The following is a 22,718-nucleotide window of genomic DNA, read 5'->3' as shown; positions in this document are numbered from 1 at the left end:
GAGGGGAGACAAAGTGAAGGTGCGTCCGATGGCGGGGGCGGTACTCGGACTGCTGATGCTGACCGTCACCGCATGCGGTGGCGGCGGCTCGGGCCCGGGGGCCGGGGACGGCAAGGGGGAGAAGGCCCAGGACTCCACCGCGGCACAGAGCAAGCAGTCCGAGGCCGTCGTCACGATCGCCCCGAAGAACGGGGCCGAGGCGGTCGACACCAGCGGCGCCCTGAAGGTCGGCGCGGCCCGGGGCAAGCTCACCGAGGTCGTCGTCAAGGACGGCAAGGGCACGAAGGTCGACGGGGAGATATCCGGGGACGGCGCCGCCTGGACGCCGTCCACCCACCTGGCCGCCGCCACCACGTACACCGTGCACGCGGTCGCCAAGGACTCCGAGGGCCGCACGGCCGCCGAGGACTCCCGCTTCACCACCCTGACGCCGAAGAACACCTTCATCGGCACCTTCACGCCGGAGGACGGCTCGAAGGTCGGCGTCGGCATGCCGTTCTCGATCCGCTTCACCCGGGGCATCACCAACCCCGGGGACGTCGAGAAGGCCATCACCATCAAGACCGAACCGGCCGTCGAGGTCGAGGGCCACTGGTTCGGCAACGACCGCCTCGACTTCCGGCCCGAGAAGTACTGGAAGGCCGGCACCAAGGTCACCGTCGACCTCAACCTCGACGGCGTCGAGGGCCGGGACGACGTCTACGGCAAGCAGGCCAAGACCGTCTCCTTCACCGTGGGCCGCAGCCAGGTCTCCGTCGTGGACGCCAAGAAGCACACGATGAAGGTCGTGCGGGACGGCAGGACCGTCAAGACCGTCCCGATCACCGCCGGCGCCCCCGGCTACGAGACCTGGAACGGCCAGATGGTCATCACCGAGCGGCTCGCGGTGACCCGCATGAACGGCGAGACCGTCGGCTACGGCGGCGAGTACGACATCAAGGACGTCCCGCACGCCATGCGGCTGTCCACCTCCGGCACCTTCATCCACGGCAACTACTGGGGCGGCGACGCCTTCGGCAACCGCAACTCCAGCCACGGCTGCATCGGCCTGCGCGACGTGCGCGGCGGCTGGGACAAGGGGGCGCCGGCCCGCTGGTTCTTCGAGAACTCGATCATCGGCGACGTGGTCGTGGTCAAGAACTCCGAGGACGCCACCATCGCCCCCGACAACGGCCTCAACGGCTGGAACATGTCCTGGGAGAAGTGGAAGGCGTAACGGGGGCGACTGCCGCGGCGAGTGAACGCCCGCTAACCTGCGGGGCATGACCGTTAACCTCGAAGTCGCGGACGGCGTCGGAACGCTGCGCCTGGACCGCCCGCCCATGAACGCGCTGGACGTCGCCACCCAGGACCGGCTGAAGGAGCTGGCCGAGGAGGTCACCCGGCGCGACGACGTACGCGCCGTGGTGATCCACGGTGGCGAGAAGGTGTTCGCGGCGGGCGCGGACATCAAGGAGATGCAGGTGATGGACCACGCGGCGATGATCGCGCGGTCCCGCGCCCTTCAGGACTCCTTCACGGCGGTGGCCCGCATCCCCAAGCCGGTGGTCGCGGCCGTCACCGGCTACGCGCTGGGCGGCGGCTGCGAACTCGCCCTCTGCGCCGACTTCCGTATCGCGGGGGAGAACGCCAAGCTGGGCCAGCCCGAGATCCTGCTCGGGCTGATCCCCGGCGCGGGCGGCACCCAGCGGCTGTCCCGGCTGATCGGCCCCTCCAAGGCCAAGGACCTGATCTTCACCGGCCGCCAGGTGCGGGCCGACGAGGCGCTGGCGCTTGGTCTGGTGGACCGGGTGGTCCCGGCCGCCGAGGTCTACGAGCAGGCCCACGCCTGGGCCGCACGGCTCGCCAAGGGCCCCGCCATCGCACTGCGCGCGGCGAAGGAGGCGATCGACACGGGTCTGGAGACGGACATCGAGACCGGGCTCGCCGTGGAGCGGAACTGGTTCGCCGGACTGTTCGCCACGGAGGACCGCGAGCGCGGGATGCGCAGCTTCGTGGAAGAGGGCCCCGGCAAGGCGAAGTTCCTCTGAACACTCCCCGGGGAAGGTGCGCGTCGCCTCCGAAGTCGCGTCGTCCCTCTTGCAATTGACGCGATGTCTGATCCGGGTCCCTCGATGGGGCGGTTTATGGCAGCCTTAACGCACCATTAAGCGCGCCTTGTCGAGGGAGTCCGTCGCTTGTCTCCGGCCGAGTCGTTCCCGCAGGTCAGTGGGTCTGTTTCGGGCCCTGAACTGCCTGTGGCATATGCCGATCGACCGTCGGCCCACCCGGTCCCGGCGGGGGCCTGTTCCCCGGGAACGGCCCCGGAGCCCCCGGAAGGCGGCCATGATGGGGGCATGGCGGGGCTGGATGGTACGGAACAGCCGCGGGGAGCCGGACGTGCGACCGCGGCGCGCTGGTCGCCGGCGGTCGAGGACGAGCGCGCACTCAAGGCGCTGGAACTGTTCGGCAACCCGACGGAGCGCGAAGTTCCGTTACCCTCCCGCCCCGAGTCCGCCGCCACCGCCCGCCGGCTGGCCCAGGTCGTCGCCCTGCGCCAGTGGAAACTCGGCCCCAAGGTCACGGAGGACACCGTCCTGCTCGTCTCCGAGCTGGTCGGCAACGCCGTACGCCACACCGGCGCCCGCGTCTTCGGCCTCCAGATGCGCCGCCGCCCCGGCTGGATCCGGGTCGAGGTCCGCGACCCGTCCCGTGGGCTGCCCTGCCTGATGCCGGTGCAGGAGACGGACATCAGCGGGCGCGGCCTCTTCCTCGTCGACAAGCTGTCCGACCGGTGGGGCGTGGACCTGCTGCCGCGCGGCAAGACGACCTGGTTCGAGATGCGCGTCGTGGACCGCTGAGGACCCGCTCCCGCCATCTGCCGCTGAAATCAACCCGGTTCGACGGACACGCCACCTACGGGTGAGAATCCGGAACGTCCCGCTCCGCAGCCGGGATCGTATCCGCATGATCACCACACGTCTGCGCCGCCGGACCGCCGCCGCCGTCCTGTCGCTCTGCGCCGTCCTCGCCACCACCGCCGCCACGGCCCCCGGCGCCGCCCCCGCCCCCGCGGCGGCCCCCGCCAAGGCGGCCCCGGCCTGCCCCCAGTTCGACGACAAGACCAAGGCCGCCGCCGACCGCGGCGTCGACGTCGACCGCATCACCCCCGAGCCGGTCTGGCGCACCACCTGCGGCACCCTCTACCGCAGCGACAGCCGCGGCCCCCAGGTCGTCTTCGAAGAGGGCTTCCACGCCAGGGACGTCGAGAACGGCCAGTACGACGTCGAGAAGTACGTCCTGGTCAACCAGCCCTCGCCGTTCGTCTCGACGACCTACGACCACGACCTCTACAAGACCTGGTACAAGTCCGGCTACAACTACTACATCGACGCCCCCGGCGGCATCGACGTCAACAAGACCATCGGCGACACCCACAAGTGGGCCGACCAGGTCGAGGTCGCCTTCCCCGGCGGCATCCAGCGGAAGTACATCATCGGCGTCTGCCCCGTCGACCGGCAGACCAAGACCGAGATCATGAGCGACTGCGAGAGCAACCCGCACTACCAGCCCTGGCACTGACACCGGTCGCCCCGGCTCAGGGGCGCAGGAACAGCGCCTCCGACCCCACGGGCCGGTAACCCGCCGCCTGGAACGCCCGCAGACTGCGGGCGTTCCCCGCCGACACCTGCGCCCACACCGGCTCACCCCCGGCCAGCTGCCGCGCCGCCGTCACCAGCAGCCGCCCCAGCCCCCGGTGCCGGGCGCCCTCCGCCACCTCCACGGCGACCTCCAGCCGCCCGCCGACCCCGCGGCCCAGCACCAGCACCCCGCCGTCCGCCGCCCACACCCGCACCCCGTCGCGCCGCCGCCGGGCCGCGATCACCCGGGGATGCCCGGGATCGGCCACCTCCTCCAACGCCACCTCCGGACGCCCGGGCAGCGGCGCACCGGTCAGCAGCACGTCGATGGTGTCCGTCACCCGCCCGGTGCGCTCCCCGAAGGCCGTCAGAAACCGGGCGTTCATCGTCGCGGCCAGCGGATCGCACCCCAGCGACCCCAGCGTCTTGTGCACCCACCCCTCGTCCACCTCGTCGGTGAAGACGACCGAGTGCGCCGTGAAGGCGACGACCCCCGCGTCCCGCCCGCCGTGCTGCGGCACGACGCTCGTCCCGCCGTCCGCCGGCGGGAACACACCCCGCGCCGCCGCGTCCAGAATGTCCCGCAGGCTCTCCGCCACACCGCGCTCCTTGAGTCTCCAGCCACTGGAAGGCACAGACTCCCAGACATGACCGACGACGGCACCGGCCTCATGACCATCGGCGAACTGGCGCGCACCACCGGACTCCCGGTACGCACCATCCGCTACTGGTCCGACGAGGGCGCCCTGCCCCCGCACGCCCGCTCCGCGAGCGGCTACCGGCTCTACGACGCCGCGTCCGCCGCCCGGCTGGAGCTGATCCGCACCCTGCGCGAACTGGGCCTCGGGCTGGACGACGTACGCCGCGTGCTGGCCGGCGAGACGACGGTCGCGCAGGTCGCGGCGGCGCACGTGAGCGCCCTGGACGCACAGATCGGCGCACTGCGGGTGACCCGGGCGGTGCTGTCGACCGTGGCGCGACGCGGCTCGACCGCCGAGGAGATGACACTGATGAACAAGCTGGCACGCCTGTCCACCACCGAACGCCGCCGGATCATCGAGGACTTCATGGCCGAGGTCTTCGCCGGCATCGACCCCGGCGACCCCGACATCCGCACCCGCCTGCGCTTCGCCGCGGCCGACCTGCCCGACCACCCCACCTCGGAGCAGGTGGACGCCTGGGTGGAGCTGGCCGAACTGATCCAGGACCCGGAGTTCCGGGTCACGATGCGCCGGATGATCGAGTTCAACGCCGCGGACCGGGGAGCGGACGTGCCCACGAGCTCCTCGCTCTGGTTCGTGAGCCGCCTGGTCCGGCTCGCCGGTGAGGCGCTGCGCGACGGCGTGGCACCGGACTCGCCGCGGGCCGACGACATCGTGCGCGAGCTGATCGGCGACGCCGACCCGGCCGTCGTACTCGAACGCCTCACCGCGGTGACCAATGTCGGGCTCGCCCGCTACCGGGAGTTGTCGGCGATCGTGAACGGCCTCGAGCCGCCGTCGGACCACCAGGAGCGGTTCGGCTGGGTGGTCGCCGCGCTGGGCGCTCGGACGGCCGGATAATCTGACCTGCGTCAGATGGACCCAATGCACGGAACGAGGGGCGGACCGGTGGCCGACATCGAGGAAGCACGCAAGCAGTTCGAGCGGATCGACACGGACGGTGACGGCCTCATCACCGCGGCCGAGTTCAAGACCGCGCTCGCCCAGGGCGGCGACTGGAACGTCACCGAGTCGGTGGCCGAGGCGATCATCGCCGGCCGCGACCTCGACGGCGACAAGCAGCTGTCGTTCGACGAGTTCTGGGCCCACCTGAACAAGTGACGACACGGTGAGGGGCGCCCGTCGGTCACCCGGCGGGCGCCCCTTCGCCGTCCGGGCACGTTGCTGCGGGGGAGTGAAGGCCGGACGGCGGCGGAATAGCCCGCCCGGCTCGGAGGTTGCTGGTGCTCACGAGCAGGACACGACCTCCGAAGGGCCAGGCGAGTCAGCATCATGAAGATCGGCATCATCGGCGCGGGCAACATCGGCGGCAACCTCACCCGGCGGCTCACCGCCCTCGGACACGACGTCTCGGTCGCCAACTCGCGCGGTCCGCAGACGCTGACCGCGCTGGCCGAGGAGACCGGCGCCACCCCGGTACCGGTGGAGCAGGCGGCGCGGGGCGCCGAGATCGTGGTCGTCACCATCCCGCTGAAGCGGGTCCCGGACCTGCCGTCCGGCGTCCTGGACGGCGCGGCCGAGGGCGTCGCGGTCATCGACACCGGCAACTACTACCCGCAGCAGCGGGACGGCAGGATCGCGGGCATCGAGGACGAGGGCCTCACCGAGAGCCGCTGGACCGAAGGACACCTCGGCCACCCGGTGATCAAGGCTTTCAACGGCACCTACGCCCAGGACATCCTCGACCGCCCCCGTCCGGCCGGCGCACCCGACCGCATGGCGCTCCCGGTGGCCGGCGACGACGCGGCGGCCAAGGCGAAGGTCCGCGCCCTGATCGACGAGCTGGGCTTCGACACCGTCGACGCCGGCGGCATCGACGACTCCTGGCGCCAGCAGCCGGACACCCCGGTCTACGGCCTGCGTGAGGGCGTCGACGGCGTCACCAAGGCGCTGGCGGAGGCGTCCCCGGAGCGGCCCGCGGCCTTCCGGGGCTGACCCCGCCCTCAGGCGCTCCGGGCCCACTCCTTCAGCGCGGCCTTGCTGGCGAAGTCCGCCACGTTGGTGTCGACCGGGTCGTCGGTGTACTGGTGGAAGCGCCACTTCGCCTGGATGCGCGGCTTGCCCGCCGAGACGTAGTCGGCGATCCAGAGCCCGTCACCGGCGTACGAGGTGGTGTCGACGTTCAGCCAGAAATTCCGGTTCGCGTAGAGGACGACCCGGTTGTCCGGCCGCAGCGCCTTCACCTTCTTGATGAAGCTGTCCTTCTCGGCGTTGCTCGCACGGGTGCCCTCTCCTGTGGTCTCCCAGTCGACGGCGAGGATGTCGCCCTTGCGGTCCGGGGCCTTGGAGACGAAGTACTCGGCCTGGGCGGTGAGGTTGCCCGGCCACAGGAAGTGGTAGAAGCCGACGACCAGTCCGGCGTCGCGGGCCCGCTCGGTCTGGGCCGCGAGTTTCGGGTTGACGTACGAACGGCCTTCCGTCGCCTTGACGAAGACGAAGGACAGGCCGTCCGTGTCGTAGCTGGAGGACTGGTAGGCGCTGACATCGATGCCACGCAGCATGGGGCCTCCCTGAGAGGCTGTGGGGGGACGGGAGTTGGTTATTCCCCACGATGACACGGGCGATCCCCACGCGAAGCGGAAATGTCGACTTCCCTTCTTCCGGGCGCCATTGACGCGCGTAGCGCGGTGCCCCACGCTGGGCTCCGGTTCACGGACGACTCGACGGTCGGGAGGCCGGGATGTTCAGACGCGTGTCACGACTCCTTCTCTCATTTGTCATGCTCATGGCTGGTGCGGTGGTCGGTCTCGGTGCCACCGCCGGCACCGCGCACGCCGACTCCTGCTACAGCTGGAACCGCACCCTCTCCCAGGGCTCCTCCGGCAGCGACGTGACGCAGCTCCAGATCCGCGTCGCCGGCTGGGTCACCTCGGGCGAACGGCTCTCCTACGACGGCCAGTACGGCGCCCGCACCGCCGCCGCCGTCAAGAAGTTCCAGTCCGCCTACGGACTGGCCGCGGACGGCGTCGCGGGCCCCGCGACCTTCAGCAAGATCTACGCCCTCCAGGACGCGGACTGCACGCCGGTCCACTTCACCTACGCGGAGCTCAACAAGTGCAACTCCGACTGGTCGGGCGGCGCGGTCTCCGCCGCCACCGCCAAGTCGAACGCGCTGAAGACCATGTGGAAGCTGGAGGCGATGCGGCACGCCCTCGGCGACGTGCCGATCACCATCTCCAGCGGCTTCCGCTCCCGCGCCTGCAACAGCGCCGTCGGCGGCTCGTCCACCAGCCGCCACCTCTACGGCGACGCCGCCGACCTGACCGGCTCGCCCAGCTTCTGCCGGCTCGCCCAGCAGGCCAGGACCCACGGCTTCTCGGAGATCCTCGGCCCGGGCTACCCCGGCCACAACGACCACACCCACGTGGCCTTCGACCCGTCGCCGTACTGGTCGGCCCCCAACTGCGGCATCTGATCCACCGGCGACCCTCGAAACTTCCAGGTTCCGCTCCGTTCGCCTCCCGTTGACAATCGCTCGTGCCGCCGGCGCTCCGGCCGGCGGCACGCACCGGGCCACGGCGCCCTGCCGGGGTCCGGCAACGGGAGGAGTGCGATGAGTTCGAGGAGCAAGGCGGCGGCCGGCCTCGCCGCGGGGGCGGCGATGGCGGCCGTCGCGGTCCTGGGAGGCGCGGCACCCGCGCAGGCCTACAGCCCCGATCCGTCGGCGACGATCATCCACCGGGACACGGACGGCTGCCCGTGCAGCGGGGGCAGCCTCGGCGACCCGTTCGACGGCACCTACTTCAAGCACGACGCGGGCGGCAAGGCCGTGAAGATCGAGCTCTCCGACGACGGCTGGTTCATCGGCAAGGTGGAGTTCCACCCCTACGGCAACAAGATCTGGGTGTACGACACCAAGAACGACGGCGACGGCATCTACGTCCACGTGGCCGTCGACAACCACGACGGCCACGGGCTCACCGGCTGGAACCTCTACCACCCGCCGGGCACCGACAAGGTGGTGGACTACTCCGTCAACAGCCTCGGCAGCAACGTGCGGGAGGGCGCCGACATCCGCATCCGCGTCTTCGACGACTCCCGCACGACCGACCTGATCACCACCGCCTGGGGCGTGGCCTGACCGACGCGGGGCGGACCCGGAGGCCCGCCCCGCCCGGCCGCGCGGGTCACACGGCCCTCCGGGTCACTCGGTCAGCACTCGATGATGTTGACCGCCAGCCCGCCCCGGGCCGTCTCCTTGTACTTGACCGACATGTCGGCGCCGGTCTCCTTCATGGTCTTGATGACCTTGTCGAGGGAGACCTTGTGGGAGCCGTCGCCGCGCATCGCCATCCGGGCCGCCGTGACGGCCTTGACCGCGGCCATGCCGTTGCGCTCGATGCAGGGGATCTGGACGAGGCCGCCGACCGGGTCGCAGGTGAGGCCGAGGTTGTGCTCCATGCCGATCTCGGCGGCGTTCTCCACCTGCTCCGGGGAGCCGCCCAGGACCTCGGCGAGAGCGCCGGCCGCCATCGAGCAGGCGGAGCCGACCTCGCCCTGGCAGCCGACCTCGGCGCCGGAGATGGAGGCGTTCTCCTTGAAGAGCATGCCGATGGCGCCGGCGGCGAGGAGGAAGCGGACCACGCCGTCCTCGTCGGCGCCGGGGACGAAGTTCACGTAGTAGTGCAGGACCGCGGGGATGATGCCGGCCGCGCCGTTGGTCGGGGCGGTGACGACCCGGCCGCCGGCGGCGTTCTCCTCGTTCACGGCCATCGCGTAGAGCGTGATCCACTCCATGGCCAGGGCCTGCGGGTCGCCCTCGGAGCGCAGCTTGCGCGCGGTGTTGGCGGCGCGGCGGCGGACCTTCAGGCCGCCCGGCAGGATTCCCTCGCGGGTCATGCCGCGCTCGACGCAGGCCTGCATCACCCGCCAGATCTCCAGCAGGCCCTCGCGGATCTCGTCCTCGTCGCGCCAGGCACGCTCGTTCTCCAGCATCAGGGCGGAGATGGACAGGCCCGTCTCGCGGGTCAGGCGCAGCAGCTCGTCGCCGGTGCGGAAGGGGTACTTCAGGACGGTGTCGTCGAGGACTATGCGGTCGGCGCCGACCGCGTCCTCGTCGACGACGAAGCCGCCGCCGACCGAGTAGTACGTCTTGGTCAGCACCTCGGCGCCCTCGGCGTCGTACGCCCACAGCGTCATGCCGTTGGCGTGGTAGGGGAGGGCCTTGCGGCGGTGCAGGACCATGTCGTCGTCGTAGGAGAAGGCGATCTCGTGGTCGCCGAGGAGGCTGATGCGGCCGGAGGATTTGATCTTCTCGACGCGGTCGTCGGCCGTCTCCACGTCCACCGTGCGGGGCGAGTCGCCCTCCAGGCCGAGCAGCACCGCCTTGGGGGTGCCGTGGCCGTGGCCGGTGGCGCCGAGGGAGCCGTACAGCTCGGCGCGGACCGAGGCGACGGAGTCCAGCAGCTCCTCGTTGCGCAGGCGGCGGGCGAACATGCGGGCCGCGCGCATCGGGCCGACCGTGTGCGAGCTCGACGGGCCGATGCCGATCGAGAACAGGTCGAAGACCGAGATGGCCACGGGGACTCCTCAGAACGGGGGTGGTGCGGAGGGGGTGCCGAGGGGCGGGGCGCCCGGCCGCTTGTGGCGGATGCGGCGCCCCACCCCCCGGGAGCGGTGTCTACTTGTTCAGACCCGGGTACAGCGGGTGCTTGTCGGCCAGGGTCTTCACCCGGGCCTTGAGGGCCTCCGCGTCGTAGGACGGCTTCAGCGCCTCGGCGATCACGTCCGCGACCTCGGCGAAGTCCTCGGCGGTGAAGCCGCGGGTCGCCAGGGCCGGCGTACCGATGCGCAGACCGGAGGTCACCATCGGCGGACGCGGGTCGTTCGGGACGGCGTTGCGGTTGACCGTGATGCCGACCTCGTGGAGACGGTCCTCGGCCTGCTGCCCGTCCAGCTCGGAGTCGCGCAGGTCCACCAGGACCAGGTGGACGTCCGTGCCGCCGGTCAGGACGGAGACGCCCGCCGCCTTCGCGTCGTCCCGCACCAGGCGCTCGGCCAGGATGCGGGCACCCTCCAGCGTACGGCCCTGGCGCTCCTTGAAGTCCTCGCTCGCGGCGACCTTGAAGGCGACGGCCTTGGCGGCCACCACGTGCTCCAGCGGGCCACCCTGCTGACCGGGGAAGACGGCGGAGTTGATCTTCTTGGCCAGCTCGGCCGTGGAGAGGATCACACCGCCGCGCGGACCGCCCAGCGTCTTGTGGGTGGTCGTGGTGACGACGTGGGCGTGCGGGACCGGGTTCGGGTGCAGGCCCGCCGCGACCAGACCGGCGAAGTGCGCCATGTCGACCATCAGGTACGCGCCGACCTCGTCCGCGACCTTGCGGAACGCGGCGAAGTCCAGCTGCCGCGGGTAGGCGGACCAGCCCGCCACGATCAGCTTCGGCTTGGTCTCCTTGGCCAGGCGCTCCACCTCGGCCATGTCGACCTGGCCGTCGTCGCCGACGTGGTAGGGGACGACGTTGTAGAGCTTGCCGGAGAAGTTGATCTTCATGCCGTGGGTCAGGTGCCCGCCGTGGGCGAGGTTCAGACCCATGATCGTGTCGCCGGGCTTGAGCAGCGCGAACATCGCGGCCGCGTTGGCCTGGGCGCCCGAGTGCGGCTGCACGTTGGCGTGCTCGGCGCCGAAGAGCGCCTTGACCCGGTCGATGGCGATCTGCTCGACCACGTCGACGTGCTCGCAGCCGCCGTAGTAGCGGCGGCCGGGGTAGCCCTCGGCGTACTTGTTGGTGAGGACCGAGCCCTGGGCCTCCATGACCGCGACCGGGGCGAAGTTCTCGGAGGCGATCATCTCGAGGGTGGACTGCTGGCGGTCCAGCTCGGCGTCGACGGCGGCGGCGACGTCCGGGTCCAGCTCGTGCAGGGGTGTGTTCAGAAGCGACATGCGATCGTGACTCCTCAGGCGCCGGCGAAGGCGGTGTACTCGTCGGCGGAGAGCAGGTCGGCGGGCTCGTCCGTGACCTTCACCTTGAACAGCCAGCCGCCCTCGAAGGGGGCGCTGTTCACCAGCGACGGGTCGTTGACGACGTCCTCGTTGACCTCGGCGATCTCGCCGGAGACGGGGGAGTACAGGTCGGAGACCGACTTGGTCGACTCCAGTTCGCCGCAGGTCTCGCCCGCGGTCACCGTGTCGCCGACCTCGGGAAGCTGCACGAAGACGACGTCACCGAGCGCGTTGGCCGCGTGCTCCGTGATGCCGACCGTCGAGACGCCGTCCTCGGCGCCCGACAGCCACTCGTGCTCCTTGCTGTAGCGCAGCTGCTGGGGGTTGCTCATGGCCTGAATTCTCCTGTACGCGAGGAAGTGGCTGGTGAAGGGGGTGGTGGGGCGGTACGTCACACGGGCCGACGCCGCCGGGGACACAGGCGGCCGGTGCCGCCGGGGGCACCGGGGGCCGACACCGCCGGGGACACCGGGGGCCGGTGCCGCCCAGTGTCTACTTCTGGCGCTTGTAGAACGGCAGCGCCACGACCTCGTACGGTTCGTGACTGCCCCGGATGTCCACGCCGACGCCCTCGGTGCCGGGGGCCGCGTGCGCCGGGTCGACGTACGCCATGGCGATCGGCTTGCCCAGCGTCGGGGACGGAGCGCCCGAGGTGACCTCGCCGATCACCTCGCCGCCCGCGACGACCGGGTACCCGGCGCGCGGGACCCGGCGGCCCCCGGCGACCAGGCCGACCAGGACGCGGGGAGGCTCCGAAGCGGCGCGCTCGGCGGCCTCGGTCAGCGCGGCGCGCCCGACGAAGTCGCCCTCCTTCTCGAACTTCACCACCCGGCCCAGACCGGCGTCGAACGGCGTCAGCGCGGTCGACAGCTCGTTGCCGTACAGCGGCATGCCCGCCTCCAGGCGGAGCGTGTCCCGGCAGGACAGGCCGCACGGGACCAGTCCCGCGCCCTCGCCCGCCTTGGTGAGCGCCTGCCACAGCTCGACGGCGTGCTCCGGCTTCACGAACAGCTCGAAGCCGTCCTCGCCGGTGTAGCCGGTACGCGCGATCAGCGCCGGGACGCCGGCGACCGTGCCGGGCAGACCGGCGTAGTACTTCAGGCCGTCCAGGTCGGCGTCGGTGAGCGACGCGAGGATGCCCGGGGACTCCGGGCCCTGCACGGCGAGCAGCGCGTAGGCGTCGCGGTCGTCGCGCACCTCGGCGTCGAAGCCGCCCGCCCGCCCGGTCAGCGCGTCCAGCACGACCTGGGCGTTGGAGGCGTTGGCGACCACCATGTAGTGAGCAGACACGGCCGCGGTGTCGTCGAGCCGGTAGACGATCAGGTCGTCCAGGATGCCGCCGTCCTCGCGGCAGATCATGGTGTAGCGGGCCCGGCCCGGCTTCACGGTGCCGATGTTGCCGACCAGCGCGAAGTTCAGCAGCTCGGCCGCCTGCGGGCCGGTGACGGTGATCTCGCCCATGTGCGAGAGGTCGAAGAGACCGGCGCGGGTGCGCACCGCGACGTGCTCCTCGCGCTCGGAGCCGTAGCGCAGGGGCATGTCCCAGCCGGCGAAGTCGGTCATCGTCGCGCCCAGGGCGCGATGCGTGGCGTCGAGCGCGGTACGGCGCGGTTCGGTACTGCTCATCGGTCGGTCGTCTCCCATGACAGGACGTGGCGAGGTCGGTCCTCCCCATCTGTCATCGGAACCTGAGAGGTTCGCCACGGCCACCGGAGTACGGCGATCAGGGCTTGCACCTTGGGTGGGACCGCCGTCGGGGGCGGTCCGCTTTTCAGATGTGCCTCGCCCGCGCGGTAACGGGGCCTGAGAGATTCAAGGGAGGGACTTGCTCCTTCGGCGCCCCGGCGCGGCCGGGGACTCTCCCGCGCGGATTCAAACGGCCGGTATGCAGTTGGCGCCGCCATCATTGCACGCCGGGTCGATCCATGGCAGACCGTGATCTGTAACCGGCTTGTGGCAGTAAGCGAACGAAAACGCGAGACCTGCGCATTACCTTCTCTTTACACTCGACGGGGAGGTACTCGTGTACCGCCCCAGGGGAGGACGATCACGGTGAACAGGACCACGGCGTACGCCACGACCTCGGGACTCGCGCTGCCCAAGCAGCCCGCCGCCCCGGCCCCGGAGGCCTGCGCCCCACTGACCGCACCCGTCGTCCGCGACCTCAGGGACCGCGACGGCCACAGCCCGCACGCCCTGCTCTTCGGACCCCGGGACCTGGTGGTGATCACCGGCCTGCCCGGCAGCGGCAAGTCCACGCTGATGCGGCGCACCGTGCGCGGCGCGCGCCTCGACTCCCAGGACACCCGCGACCGCTGGGACCGCCGCATGCCGCGCCTCCTGCCGTACGCGCTCTACCGCCCCCTGGTCCGCCTCGCCCACTACGCCGGACTGCGCCGCGCGGTGCGCTCCGGCGAGGGCGTCGTCGTGCACGACTGCGGCACCCAGGCCTGGGTGCGCGGCTGGCTGGCCCGCGAGGCCCGCCGCCGGGGCGGCACCCTGCACCTGCTGCTCCTCGACGTCGCTCCCGACGAGGCCCTGGCCGGCCAGCGCGAGCGCGGCCGGGGCGTGTCGCGGTACGCGTTCCTGCGGCACCGCGCGGCCAACTCCCGCCTGCTGCGCGCGGTGACCGGGGGCACCCTGCCCGCCGGCTGCGCCTCGGCGGTGGTCCTCGACCGGGCGGCGGCCGACACCCTCCGCCGGATCGCCTTCACCGGGTGACGCACGGTAGGGCACCGGGGTCGAACGGGTTAGCCTTTCAGCCACGAAGCGGCGGCCACGAAACGGCCGTGAACAGCGGTACCAGGCAGGCGGTAGGTAGGCAGATGGACTTCCCGGCACAGGCGCACCCCCATCCGCACGGCGGGTGGCCCGGCAACGAGCTGGAGGAGGTGCTGTCCGCCTCCCTCGGCGTCCCGGCGGCCGGCGGCCGGATCGTGGAGGTCCTCGGCCGCAGCTTCCTGTGGATACCCCTGCCCAACGGCGGCGGCCCGCACAGCGGCCCCCTCGACCTGCCGTCGCTGGAGATCGAGGGCCAGGCCTACGTACCGGTGTTCAGCTCCGAGGAGCAGCTCCGCCAGGTCGCGGGCGCGCACATGGCGTACACCGTCGCCCCCGCCGCGGAGTTCGCCCGCGGTCTGCCCCCGCAGGTCGGCCTCGCGGTGAACCCGGAGGGCGTGGTCGGCATCCCGCTGCCGCCGCCCGCCGTGGCCGAACTGTGCCGGGCCGGACGCACCCCGCTGGACGGCCCCGCGTCCGGCGGCCGGGTCCGCCTCTTCGAGCCGGACTGGCAGGACGACCCGGTGGACTTCCTGGCCGCCGCCTCCGCCGAGTTCGCCGCCACCGGCGTGGTCCGCAGCGCGCGCCGCTGCCTGGCCGCCGTCGAGACCGCCGACCCGGTCCTGTACATCGGCGTCGAGCTGACCCACTGGGAGGGCGACGCCCAAGCCCTCCCCCTGGAAGCCCTCGGCCGCGCCCTGACCAAGGCCCCCCTGCACCACCCGGTCAACCTGGTCCTCCTGGAGGCGGCCCAGGACCCCGTCTGCGACTGGATGCGGGAGAAGGTCAGGCCCTTCTACGACCGGGACTTGTAAGCGCCGGGCAGGCTGAGCGCCCCTTCAGGGGCGCGGGGCTGCGACATCTGCGGCTCCGCCGCGCGGGCGCGACCAGCCACAGCGGCGCCGCAGACGCACGGCAACAGCACACCCCGAGCTCATAGCCCCCCGCACCCGGCGGAGCCTTAAGCTGGACCCAACACCGGGGGAACTTCTCGAAGGGGCGATACGCGTGAGCGTCAGCGGCACCACGACCGGACAGGTCGAGCACATGCTGCGCCAGGTGACGCCCGGGCGCTACGACGCCTACGAGGCCCTGCTGCGCGCCCTCGCCACCCCCACTTCCGGCCAGGTCTGGATGCTGCTGTGGCACGGACAGGCCGGCTCCCCGGACGCCCAGTACGGAAACATGGAGGTCGAGGGCTACGGCTACGCGCCCTGCGTGACCTCCGCCCAGGAGCTGTCCGCCAGCGGCTGGAACCGGTCGTACGAGGTGGTCGACGGCCTGGAGGTGGCCCGCGCGCTCTACCCGGACCACTACGGCCTGTGGCTCAACCCGCACGCCCCCGGCGGCGGCGTCGGCATTCCCTGGCTCGACCTGCGCCGCATCGCCTCCGGCCTGGACCGCCAGCCCGCCGGGCCCCTGCGCCTGTCCGAACCGGCCATCGAGATCCCCCAGTTCTACGCCCTGCTCGCGCAGAACGCCCACCGCACCCCGGCGGTCCGCGCGCTGCGCCGCGCCTGGGTGCAGCCGGCGCTGGGGGCGCCGTATCTCGCCATCGGCCTGGACGTGTACGACACCTCCCCGCCGGCCGTCGACGCGGTGCGCGCGATGATGCAGCAGTCCATCGGCGCGGTGCCCGACGGGCTGCCGGTGTCGACCGTGGCGATGACCGACACGCACGACCCGGTCGCCCTGTGGCTGCGCGCCGGCGCCCGCCCGTTCTACGACCGAGAGGCCCACGCGGCCGCCCCCGCCCAGGCGCCGGCGGGCGGGTACGGATACCCTCCGGCCGGTAGCCGGTACTGACGGCCGGGCCGCCCGACGGGGCCGACAGAGAGCATCTTCGCGCGTAGATGACGGCGCAAAGCGCCCCCATGTCCCGGATGTCCCAACTCGCCCCTGTCCGGCCCCCGTTACCCACTGTCCGGATAACGGAACACCTCAAACAGCATCACGGTTGCGCATCCATTCCCCGTCAGCTCTGGCTACAGATCGCCAAAGCGTTGAAGACTCCCGCAACAAGGGGTGGATGCTCGCCCCTGTGTACGACGGACTGATCACGCCGCTACAGCGGCAAGTGCGGGCCGGCTACCGCCGGTTGAGAGGGGTCCCTGCCAGATGACGGCACCATTGCACGAGCCGACCGCGGAAGCGGCCCCGAGTGCGGCAGAGGAAGCGGCGGTCGCCGGCGCCGAGGCCAAGTCGGTACAAGGGCGCTCCCTGGGCCGGATCGCCTGGGAGCGCCTGAAGAGGGACAGGCTGGCCCTCGCGGGCGGCATCGTGGTGCTGGTCCTCATCGTGATCGCCGTGCTGGCTCCGCTGATCACCTCGCTGTACGGGCAGGAGCCCAACGCGTACAACGAGGACATGATCGACCCGCTGTTCGGCACCCCCACGGGTTCCCTGGGCGGTGTCAGCGGCGACCACTGGCTCGGTGTGGAGCCGGTCAACGGCCGCGACATCTTCGCCCGCATCGTCCACGGCGCACGGATCTCCCTCCTGGTGGGCTTCCTGTCCGCCATGGTCGCCGTGATCCTCGGCACCGTCCTCGGTGTCCTCGCGGGTTTCTTCGGCGGCTGGGTCGACTCCCTCATCTGCCGGATCATGGACGGCCTGCTGGCCTTCCCGCAGCTGCTCTTCATCATCGCCCTGGTCTCGGTCATGCCGGACAACATGCTCGGACTGAGCGGCACGGGCGTGCGCCTGCTCATGATGATCGTGGTCATCGGCTTCTTCGGCTGGCCCTACATCGGCCGCGTGGTCCGCGGCCAGACCCTCTCGATGCGTGAACGGGAGTACGTCGAGGCGGCCAGGTCGCTGGGGGCCGGACGGTTCTACATCCTGTTCAAGGAGCTGCTGCCCAACCTGGTGGCGCCGATCATCGTCTACACGACGATGATGATCCCCACCAACATCCTCACCGAGGCGGCGCTCAGCTTCCTGGGCGTGGGCGTCAAGCCGCCCACGTCGTCCTGGGGGCAGATGCTCTCGAGCGCGATCGACTACTACAAGTCGGACCCCATGTACATGGTGGTCCCCGGTGTGGCGATCTTCATCACCGTTCTTGCCTTCAACCTCTTCGGTGACGGCGTGCGCGACGCGTTGGACCCGAAGGGCTCCCGCTGACCTGCCGTACCGCAAGGCGACCCGTGGCACCTGCACGGGGTCTCTCATCTAATCCGGAGGATCCGAGATCGTGACTACCCAACGCACCTCAGGGCGGCGCAAGCAGGCTTTGGCCGCTGCCGCAGTGGTCGCCGCGCTGCTGACCACGGCGGCGTGCGGCGGCGGCGGCGACGACGACGGCGGCAGCGGTTCGAAGAACGGCGCGGCCGGCTTCAACGCCGCCAACAACAAGGTCGCCCAGGCCTCCGAGGCCAAGAAGGGCGGGACGCTGAAGTTCGCCAGCACGCAGGACGCCGACTCGTGGGACACCACGCGTGGCTACTACGGCTTCATGTGGAACTTCTCCCGCTACTACAGCCGCCAGCTCGTCACGAACAAGACGGAGCCGGGCAAGACGGGCGCCGAGGTCACCCCCGACCTCGCGACCGACGTCGCCAAGGTCTCGGAAGACGGCAAGACCTACACGTACACCCTGCGTGACGGCATCACCTGGGAGGACGGCAAGCCGATCACCTCCAAGGACGTCAAGTACGGCATCGAGCGCGTCTGGGCGCAGGACGTGCTGTCCGGCGGTCCGACGTACCTCAAGGAGGTGCTCGACCCCAAGGACGAGTACAAGGGCCCGTACAAGGACAAGTCCGCGGACAAGCTGGGTCTGAAGGCGATCGAGACGCCGGACGACAAGACGATCGTCTTCCACCTGCCGCAGGCCAACTCGGACTTCGAGGAGATGCTCGCGCTGACCTCGGCGTCCCCGGTCCGCCAGGACAAGGACACCAAGTCCAAGTACGGCCTGCACCCGTTCTCCTCCGGCCCGTACAAGTTCGAGTCGTACAACCCGGGCAAGGACCTGACCCTGGTCCGCAACACCGAGTGGAAGCAGAGCTCGGACCCGGTCCGCAAGGCGTACCCGGACAAGATCACGATCAAGTTCTTCACCAACGCCAACGACCTGGACGCCCGCCTCATCGCCGGCGACTACGACATCGACCTGGCCCAGACCGGTCTGTCCCCGCAGGGTCGTACCACGGCGCTGAAGGAGCACAAGGAGAACCTGGACAACCCGGTCTCGGGTTACATCCGGTACGCCGCGTTCCCGCAGAACGTGGCGCCGTTCAACGACATCCACTGCCGCAAGGCCGTGCTCTACGGGGCCGACCACGTCTCCCTGCAGACCGCGCGCGGCGGCCCGGTCGCCGGCGGTGACATCGGCACCAACATGCTGCCGCCCGCCGTCCCGGGCTCCGAGGGCCAGAAGTACGACCCGTACGAGATGGCCGGTGCCAACAAGAACGGCAACGTCGAGAAGGCCAAGGAAGAGCTGAAGGCCTGCGGCAAGCCGAACGGCTTCAAGACCACCATCGCGGTCCGCAACAACAAGCCGGTCGAGGTCGCCACCGCCGAGTCCCTCCAGGCCTCGCTGAAGAAGGTCGGCATCAACGTCGAGATCGACCAGTACGACGGCTCGCAGTACGCCAGCGTCATCGGTAGCCCCACGAACGTGAAGAAGAAGGGCTACGGCATCATCATCATGGGCTGGGGCCCGGACTTCCCGTCCGTGCAGGGCTACGGTCTGCCGCTGTGGCACAGCGACTACATCCTCGACAGCGCGAACAACAACTTCGCGATGATCGACGACCCGAAGATCGACGGTCTCTTCGCCGACTACCTGACCGCGAAGGACGACGCGGGCAAGGAGAAGATCGCCACGGAGATCAACCACAAGGTGATGGAGGGCGGCTACTACCTGCCCTTCGTCTTCGAGAAGTTCATCAACTGGCGCTCCAGCAACATCGCGAACCTGTACACCACCGACGCCTACAGCGGTATGTACGACTTCGTGAACATCGGCCTGAAGAACCCCAAGAAGTAACCGGTACACCCGCCGTACGGCACGAAAGGCAGGTGAAGGCCGGCGCGGCGTGACCGCGGGCCGCCGGACAATCTCCGGCGGCCCGCGGGACGCAGCGGGCCGCAACCCGTGCTCGCTTACCTCATCAGGCGGCTGTTCGCCGCCGCAGTGATGCTCGTGGTCATCATCCTGGTGGTCTTCTGCATCTTCTTCCTCGTCCCCAAGTGGGCCGGGGTCGACATCGCCCTGAACTTCGTCGGCAAGCAGGCGGACCCCGCCGCCGTCGAGGGTGTGCGGGAGAAGCTGGGTCTGGGCGACCCGGTGCTCGTGCAGGCCTGGGAGTTCTTCAAGGGAATCTTCGCGGGCCGTACCTACGCGGCCGGCGGCGACGTGACCCACTGCACCGCGCCCTGCTTCGGTTACTCCTTCAAGACCGAGCAGTCCGTGTGGCCGGTGCTGACCGAGCGTTTCCCGGTGACCCTGGCTCTCGCGCTCGGCGCCGCCGTGCTGTGGCTGATCTTCGGCGTGGCCGCCGGTGTGCTCTCCGCCCTCAAGCGCGGCACGCTGTGGGACCGCGGCGCGATGGTCGTCGCCCTGGCGGGTGTCTCCCTCCCCATCTACTTCACCGGTCTGCTCAGCCTGGCGATCTTCTCCTACGGCCTCGGCTGGATCGACGGTGAGTTCGTACCGCTCGAGGACAGCCTCAGCGGCTGGTTCGGCGGCATGATCCTGCCGTGGATCACGCTGGCCTTCCTGTACGCCGCGATGTACGCCCGGATCACCCGCGCCACCATGCTGGAGATCCTCGGCGAGGACTACATCCGCACCGCGCGGGCCAAGGGCCTCAAGGAACAGGTCGTCATCAGCAAGCACGCGATGCGGTCGACCCTGACCCCCCTGCTCACCATGCTCGGCATGGACCTCGGCGCCCTGATGGGCGGCGCCATCCTGACCGAGACCACGTTCAGTCTCCCCGGCCTCGGCCAGAAGGTGCTGGACGCGATCAAGAACCACGACCTGCCCTTCATCCTGGGCGTCGTCCTGATCACTTCTCTCGCGGTGCTGATCGCCAACCTCGTGGTGGACATCCTGTACGCCGTGATCGACCCCCGAGTGAGGCTCGCATGACCGAACTGAGCAAGAGCGGGGCAGCGGTGGGCGAGCCCACCGGCACCTCGCCCGCGCCGACCGCCTTCCTGGAAGTACGCGACCTCAAGGTCCACTTCCCGACCGACGACGGTCTCGTCAAGTCCGTCGACGGGCTCTCCTTCCAGCTGGAGAAGGGCAAGACCCTCGGCATCGTGGGCGAGTCCGGCTCCGGCAAGTCGGTGACCTCGCTCGGCATCATGGGCCTGCACACCGCCGGCCAGTACGGCAAGCGCAAGGCGCGGATCTCCGGCGAGATCTGGCTGGACGGCACCGAGCTGCTGTCCGCCGACCCCGACCACGTGCGCAAGCTGCGCGGCCGGGAGATGGCGATGATCTTCCAGGACCCGCTGTCCGCGCTGCACCCGTACTACACGATCGGCCAGCAGATCGTGGAGGCGTACCGCATCCACCACAAGGTGGACAAGAAGACCGCCAAGCGCCGCGCGGTGGAGATGCTCGACCGCGTCGGCATCCCGCAGCCGGACAAGCGGGTGGACAGCTACCCGCACGAGTTCTCCGGCGGTATGCGCCAGCGCGCGATGATCGCGATGTCGCTGGTCAACAACCCCGAGCTGCTCATCGCGGACGAGCCGACCACCGCCCTGGACGTCACCGTCCAGGCGCAGATCCTCGACCTCATCCGGGACCTCCAGAAGGAGTTCGGCTCCGCGGTCATCGTCATCACCCACGACCTGGGCGTCGTCGCCGAGCTGGCCGACGACCTCCTGGTGATGTACGGCGGCCGGTGCGTGGAGCGCGGTCCGGCGGAGAAGGTGTTCTACGAGCCGCGGCACCCCTACACCTGGGGTCTGCTCGGCTCGATGCCGCGGCTCGACCGCGACCAGCAGGAACGCCTCATCCCGGTCAAGGGCTCGCCGCCCTCCCTCATCAACCTCCCGTCCGGCTGCGCCTTCAACCCGCGCTGCCCGTACGCCGACGTGCCCAAGGACGACGTCACCCGCACGGTCCGCCCCGAGCTGACCGAGGTCGGCAGCAAGCACTGGGCCGCCTGCCACATGTCGCAGGAGCAGCGGGAGCGTATCTGGACCGAAGAGATTGCGCCGAAGCTGTGAGCGACGAAGCCAAGGACGAAACCAAGGGCAAGGCCAAGGACGAAGCCGTGGCCATCCCCGCGCAGAGCGACGGCACCGAGGGCAAGTCCGCCGGGACCGCCACCCTCACCAAGGGTGCGGCCCCCGGCGAGACCCTGCTCAAGGTGACCGGGCTGCAGAAGCACTTCCCGATCAAGAAGGGCCTGCTGCAGCGCCAGGTCGGCGCGGTCCGCGCCGTCGACGGCATCGACTTCGAGGTCCGCTCCGGTGAGACGCTGGGCGTCGTGGGCGAGTCCGGCTGCGGCAAGTCGACCATGGGCCGGCTCATCACCCGGCTCCTGGAGCCGACCGCGGGCAAGGTCGAGTTCCAGGGCAAGGACATCACCCACCTCGGGGTCGGCGGCATGCGTCCGCTGCGCCGCGACGTGCAGATGATCTTCCAGGACCCGTACTCCTCGCTGAACCCGCGCCACACCATCGGCACGATCGTCAGCGCCCCCTTCAAGCTCCAGGGCGTCCAGCCCGAGGGCGGGGTCAAGAAGGAGGTCCAGCGGCTGCTGTCGGTGGTCGGTCTCAACCCCGAGCACTACAACCGCTACCCGCACGAGTTCTCCGGCGGCCAGCGCCAGCGCATCGGCATCGCCCGCGCGCTCGCGCTCAACCCGCGGCTGGTCGTGGCCGACGAGCCGGTCTCCGCGCTCGACGTGTCCATCCAGGCACAGGTCGTCAACCTGCTCGACGACCTCCAGGACGAGCTGGGCCTGACGTACGTGATCATCGCGCACGACCTGTCCGTCGTGCGGCACGTGTCGGACCGCATCGCGGTGATGTACCTCGGCAAGATCATGGAGCTGGCCGACCGCGACCTGCTCTACAAGTCGCCGATGCACCCGTACACCAAGGCGCTGATGTCGGCCGTCCCGATCCCGGACCCGGCACGGCGCGGTGCCAAGAGCGAGCGCATCCTGCTCAAGGGCGACGTACCCTCGCCGATCTCCCCGCCGAGCGGCTGCCGCTTCCACACCCGGTGCTGGAAGGCGACGCAGATCTGCACCACCACCGAGCCGCCGCTGAAGGAGCTGCGGCCGGGCCAGCAGGTCGCCTGCCACCACCCGGAGAACTTCGAGGACCAGGCCCCGCAGGACGTCGTCCTGCTCACCGCCGCCAAGGAGGCGGCGGAGCTGGTGTCGGAGGACGCCCTGGCGGAGTCGGCGGCGACCTCGGCGGCGGTGGCCGCGGAGGTCGAGGCCGAGTCCTCGGCGGACACCGCGTCGGACGGCGGCGACGAGCCCGCCGCCGAGGGTGCCGACGACGGCGAGAACGCCGGCGACGGCGCCGGGAGCGATTCCGGGAGCGCCGACGGGAGCGACTCCGGGAGCGCCGACGAGGAGCCTCCCGCCAAGGGGAAGTGACCTCACTCACCCGCACTGTCAACGAGCCCCTGCCTTCATTTGTAAGGCGGGGGCTCGCTGGCAG

The 22,718-nt window shown here is 70.5% G+C and carries 22 protein-coding genes, 1 pseudogene and 1 riboswitch; of the genes and pseudogenes, 17 read left to right on the top strand and 6 right to left on the bottom strand.

Features of this window, described 5'->3' with window-relative positions:
• Window positions 1-28: 28 nt before the first annotated feature.
• The 4 genes from OHA99_RS10920 (at window position 29) to OHA99_RS10905 (ending at window position 3,561) form a co-directional block, all read left to right on the top strand.
• Window positions 29-1,216 carry an Ig-like domain-containing protein gene (locus tag OHA99_RS10920; RefSeq protein ID WP_405695533.1) on the top strand — a complete coding sequence of 396 codons (1,188 nt, stop codon included), beginning with the start codon at window positions 29-31 and terminating at the stop codon, window positions 1,214-1,216.
• A gap of 46 nt (window positions 1,217-1,262) precedes the next feature.
• A complete protein-coding gene (locus OHA99_RS10915) occupies window positions 1,263-2,030 on the top strand; it encodes an enoyl-CoA hydratase/isomerase family protein (RefSeq protein WP_007444693.1) in 768 nt (255 codons plus the stop codon).
• Between the two features lie 306 nt (window positions 2,031-2,336).
• On the top strand, window positions 2,337-2,840 hold the full coding sequence (locus OHA99_RS10910) for an ATP-binding protein (protein WP_007444694.1): 504 nt from the start codon (window positions 2,337-2,339) through the stop codon (window positions 2,838-2,840).
• A gap of 106 nt (window positions 2,841-2,946) precedes the next feature.
• A complete protein-coding gene (locus OHA99_RS10905) occupies window positions 2,947-3,561 on the top strand; it encodes an ADP-ribosyltransferase (protein WP_405695532.1) in 615 nt (204 codons plus the stop codon).
• 16 nt (window positions 3,562-3,577) lie between these two features.
• Here OHA99_RS10905 and OHA99_RS10900 read toward each other — a convergent pair whose 3' ends face one another.
• The gene (locus OHA99_RS10900) at window positions 3,578-4,219 is read right to left on the bottom strand and encodes a GNAT family N-acetyltransferase (protein ID WP_405695530.1); all 642 of its coding nucleotides are present in this window, start codon (window positions 4,217-4,219) and stop codon (window positions 3,578-3,580) included.
• Between the two features lie 48 nt (window positions 4,220-4,267).
• Here OHA99_RS10900 and OHA99_RS10895 point away from each other — a divergent pair, with 48 nt between their 5' ends.
• The 3 genes and pseudogenes from OHA99_RS10895 to OHA99_RS10885 all read left to right on the top strand — a co-directional run.
• Window positions 4,268-5,182: a MerR family transcriptional regulator gene (locus OHA99_RS10895; RefSeq protein WP_405695528.1), complete on the top strand. Its 915-nt coding sequence runs from the start codon at window positions 4,268-4,270 to the stop codon at window positions 5,180-5,182.
• A gap of 48 nt (window positions 5,183-5,230) precedes the next feature.
• Window positions 5,231-5,443 (top strand): EF-hand domain-containing protein, encoded by a 213-nt coding sequence (locus OHA99_RS10890; protein WP_003973534.1) that lies wholly within the window; start codon window positions 5,231-5,233, stop codon window positions 5,441-5,443.
• A 153-nt stretch (window positions 5,444-5,596) separates the two neighbouring features.
• Window positions 5,597-6,277, top strand: a pseudogene (locus OHA99_RS10885) (NADPH-dependent F420 reductase); the annotation flags it as partial.
• A gap of 8 nt (window positions 6,278-6,285) precedes the next feature.
• Here the strand turns inward: OHA99_RS10885 and OHA99_RS10880 are convergent.
• Window positions 6,286-6,843 carry a glycoside hydrolase family 25 protein gene (locus tag OHA99_RS10880; protein WP_007444786.1) on the bottom strand — a complete coding sequence of 186 codons (558 nt, stop codon included), beginning with the start codon at window positions 6,841-6,843 and terminating at the stop codon, window positions 6,286-6,288.
• A gap of 179 nt (window positions 6,844-7,022) precedes the next feature.
• Here OHA99_RS10880 and OHA99_RS10875 point away from each other — a divergent pair, with 179 nt between their 5' ends.
• Both OHA99_RS10875 and OHA99_RS10870 read left to right on the top strand, forming a co-directional pair.
• Window positions 7,023-7,757, top strand: coding sequence for a D-Ala-D-Ala carboxypeptidase family metallohydrolase (locus tag OHA99_RS10875; protein ID WP_054102043.1), 735 nt, complete (start codon window positions 7,023-7,025; stop codon window positions 7,755-7,757).
• 138 nt (window positions 7,758-7,895) lie between these two features.
• Entirely contained in the window at window positions 7,896-8,423 is a 528-nt protein-coding gene (locus tag OHA99_RS10870; protein ID WP_007444805.1) for a hypothetical protein, read from the top strand.
• 71 nt (window positions 8,424-8,494) lie between these two features.
• On the opposite strand, the gene OHA99_RS10865 is transcribed toward OHA99_RS10870, so the two are convergent.
• The 4 genes from OHA99_RS10865 to gcvT form a co-directional block, all read right to left on the bottom strand.
• Window positions 8,495-9,862 carry an L-serine ammonia-lyase gene (locus OHA99_RS10865; RefSeq protein ID WP_164383159.1) on the bottom strand — a complete coding sequence of 456 codons (1,368 nt, stop codon included), beginning with the start codon at window positions 9,860-9,862 and terminating at the stop codon, window positions 8,495-8,497.
• Window positions 9,863-9,962: 100 nt separating this feature from the next.
• Window positions 9,963-11,225 carry a serine hydroxymethyltransferase gene (glyA, locus tag OHA99_RS10860; protein WP_003973528.1) on the bottom strand — a complete coding sequence of 421 codons (1,263 nt, stop codon included), beginning with the start codon at window positions 11,223-11,225 and terminating at the stop codon, window positions 9,963-9,965.
• 14 nt (window positions 11,226-11,239) lie between these two features.
• Window positions 11,240-11,617 carry a glycine cleavage system protein GcvH gene (gene gcvH / locus OHA99_RS10855; protein WP_115744317.1) on the bottom strand — a complete coding sequence of 126 codons (378 nt, stop codon included), beginning with the start codon at window positions 11,615-11,617 and terminating at the stop codon, window positions 11,240-11,242.
• Between the two features lie 160 nt (window positions 11,618-11,777).
• Window positions 11,778-12,911, bottom strand: coding sequence for a glycine cleavage system aminomethyltransferase GcvT (gcvT, locus tag OHA99_RS10850; protein ID WP_405695524.1), 1,134 nt, complete (start codon window positions 12,909-12,911; stop codon window positions 11,778-11,780).
• Window positions 12,912-13,066: 155 nt separating this feature from the next.
• Window positions 13,067-13,160: riboswitch (glycine riboswitch) on the bottom strand.
• Between the two features lie 177 nt (window positions 13,161-13,337).
• Between gcvT and OHA99_RS10845 the strand changes: the two genes are divergently transcribed.
• The 8 genes from OHA99_RS10845 to OHA99_RS10810 all read left to right on the top strand — a co-directional run bounded on the left by OHA99_RS10845 (window position 13,338) and on the right by OHA99_RS10810 (window position 22,654).
• Window positions 13,338-14,006: an AAA family ATPase gene (locus OHA99_RS10845; RefSeq protein WP_153177840.1), complete on the top strand. Its 669-nt coding sequence runs from the start codon at window positions 13,338-13,340 to the stop codon at window positions 14,004-14,006.
• Window positions 14,007-14,110: 104 nt separating this feature from the next.
• The gene (locus OHA99_RS10840) at window positions 14,111-14,878 is read left to right on the top strand and encodes an enhanced serine sensitivity protein SseB (protein ID WP_153177839.1); all 768 of its coding nucleotides are present in this window, start codon (window positions 14,111-14,113) and stop codon (window positions 14,876-14,878) included.
• A 193-nt stretch (window positions 14,879-15,071) separates the two neighbouring features.
• Window positions 15,072-15,869, top strand: a complete 798-nt coding sequence (locus tag OHA99_RS10835) for an enhanced serine sensitivity protein SseB C-terminal domain-containing protein (RefSeq protein ID WP_087789474.1) — start codon at window positions 15,072-15,074, stop codon at window positions 15,867-15,869.
• A 312-nt stretch (window positions 15,870-16,181) separates the two neighbouring features.
• Window positions 16,182-17,189: an ABC transporter permease gene (locus OHA99_RS10830; RefSeq protein ID WP_153177838.1), complete on the top strand. Its 1,008-nt coding sequence runs from the start codon at window positions 16,182-16,184 to the stop codon at window positions 17,187-17,189.
• A gap of 70 nt (window positions 17,190-17,259) precedes the next feature.
• Window positions 17,260-19,062: an ABC transporter substrate-binding protein gene (locus OHA99_RS10825; RefSeq protein WP_153177837.1), complete on the top strand. Its 1,803-nt coding sequence runs from the start codon at window positions 17,260-17,262 to the stop codon at window positions 19,060-19,062.
• A gap of 108 nt (window positions 19,063-19,170) precedes the next feature.
• Window positions 19,171-20,169 (top strand): ABC transporter permease, encoded by a 999-nt coding sequence (locus OHA99_RS10820; RefSeq protein WP_153177836.1) that lies wholly within the window; start codon window positions 19,171-19,173, stop codon window positions 20,167-20,169.
• Window positions 20,166-21,263: an ABC transporter ATP-binding protein gene (locus OHA99_RS10815; RefSeq protein WP_007444819.1), complete on the top strand. Its 1,098-nt coding sequence runs from the start codon at window positions 20,166-20,168 to the stop codon at window positions 21,261-21,263. The genes OHA99_RS10820 and OHA99_RS10815 overlap by 4 nt, the downstream gene beginning before the upstream one ends.
• Window positions 21,264-21,310: 47 nt before the next feature.
• Window positions 21,311-22,654 carry a dipeptide ABC transporter ATP-binding protein gene (locus OHA99_RS10810; RefSeq protein ID WP_366473822.1) on the top strand — a complete coding sequence of 448 codons (1,344 nt, stop codon included), beginning with the start codon at window positions 21,311-21,313 and terminating at the stop codon, window positions 22,652-22,654.
• Window positions 22,655-22,718: the final 64 nt, after the last annotated feature.

Origin of the sequence: Streptomyces coelicoflavus (assembly GCF_045041415.1) — a bacterium.
Classification (GTDB): domain Bacteria; phylum Actinomycetota; class Actinomycetes; order Streptomycetales; family Streptomycetaceae; genus Streptomyces; species Streptomyces coelicoflavus.
Note: the sequence above shows the minus strand (reverse complement) of the source record. Positions and strands in the feature narration are given on the sequence as shown.

What these genes read in the sequence shown, in the direction of transcription:
- OHA99_RS10920 (WP_405695533.1), top strand. Translation starts at nt 29, where the DNA reads ATGGCGGGGGCGGTACTCGGACTGCTGATGCTGACCGTCACCGCATGC.
- OHA99_RS10915 (WP_007444693.1), top strand. Translation starts at nt 1,263, where the DNA reads ATGACCGTTAACCTCGAAGTCGCGGACGGCGTCGGAACGCTGCGCCTG.
- OHA99_RS10910 (WP_007444694.1), top strand. Translation starts at nt 2,337, where the DNA reads ATGGCGGGGCTGGATGGTACGGAACAGCCGCGGGGAGCCGGACGTGCG.
- OHA99_RS10905 (WP_405695532.1), top strand. Translation starts at nt 2,947, where the DNA reads ATGATCACCACACGTCTGCGCCGCCGGACCGCCGCCGCCGTCCTGTCG.
- OHA99_RS10895 (WP_405695528.1), top strand. Translation starts at nt 4,268, where the DNA reads ATGACCGACGACGGCACCGGCCTCATGACCATCGGCGAACTGGCGCGC.
- OHA99_RS10880 (WP_007444786.1), bottom strand. Translation starts at nt 6,843, where the DNA reads ATGCTGCGTGGCATCGATGTCAGCGCCTACCAGTCCTCCAGCTACGAC.
- OHA99_RS10875 (WP_054102043.1), top strand. Translation starts at nt 7,023, where the DNA reads ATGTTCAGACGCGTGTCACGACTCCTTCTCTCATTTGTCATGCTCATG.
- OHA99_RS10870 (WP_007444805.1), top strand. Translation starts at nt 7,896, where the DNA reads ATGAGTTCGAGGAGCAAGGCGGCGGCCGGCCTCGCCGCGGGGGCGGCG.
- glyA (WP_003973528.1), bottom strand. Translation starts at nt 11,225, where the DNA reads ATGTCGCTTCTGAACACACCCCTGCACGAGCTGGACCCGGACGTCGCC.
- gcvH (WP_115744317.1), bottom strand. Translation starts at nt 11,617, where the DNA reads ATGAGCAACCCCCAGCAGCTGCGCTACAGCAAGGAGCACGAGTGGCTG.
- gcvT (WP_405695524.1), bottom strand. Translation starts at nt 12,911, where the DNA reads ATGAGCAGTACCGAACCGCGCCGTACCGCGCTCGACGCCACGCATCGC.
- OHA99_RS10840 (WP_153177839.1), top strand. Translation starts at nt 14,111, where the DNA reads ATGGACTTCCCGGCACAGGCGCACCCCCATCCGCACGGCGGGTGGCCC.
- OHA99_RS10830 (WP_153177838.1), top strand. Translation starts at nt 16,182, where the DNA reads ATGACGGCACCATTGCACGAGCCGACCGCGGAAGCGGCCCCGAGTGCG.
- OHA99_RS10815 (WP_007444819.1), top strand. Translation starts at nt 20,166, where the DNA reads ATGACCGAACTGAGCAAGAGCGGGGCAGCGGTGGGCGAGCCCACCGGC.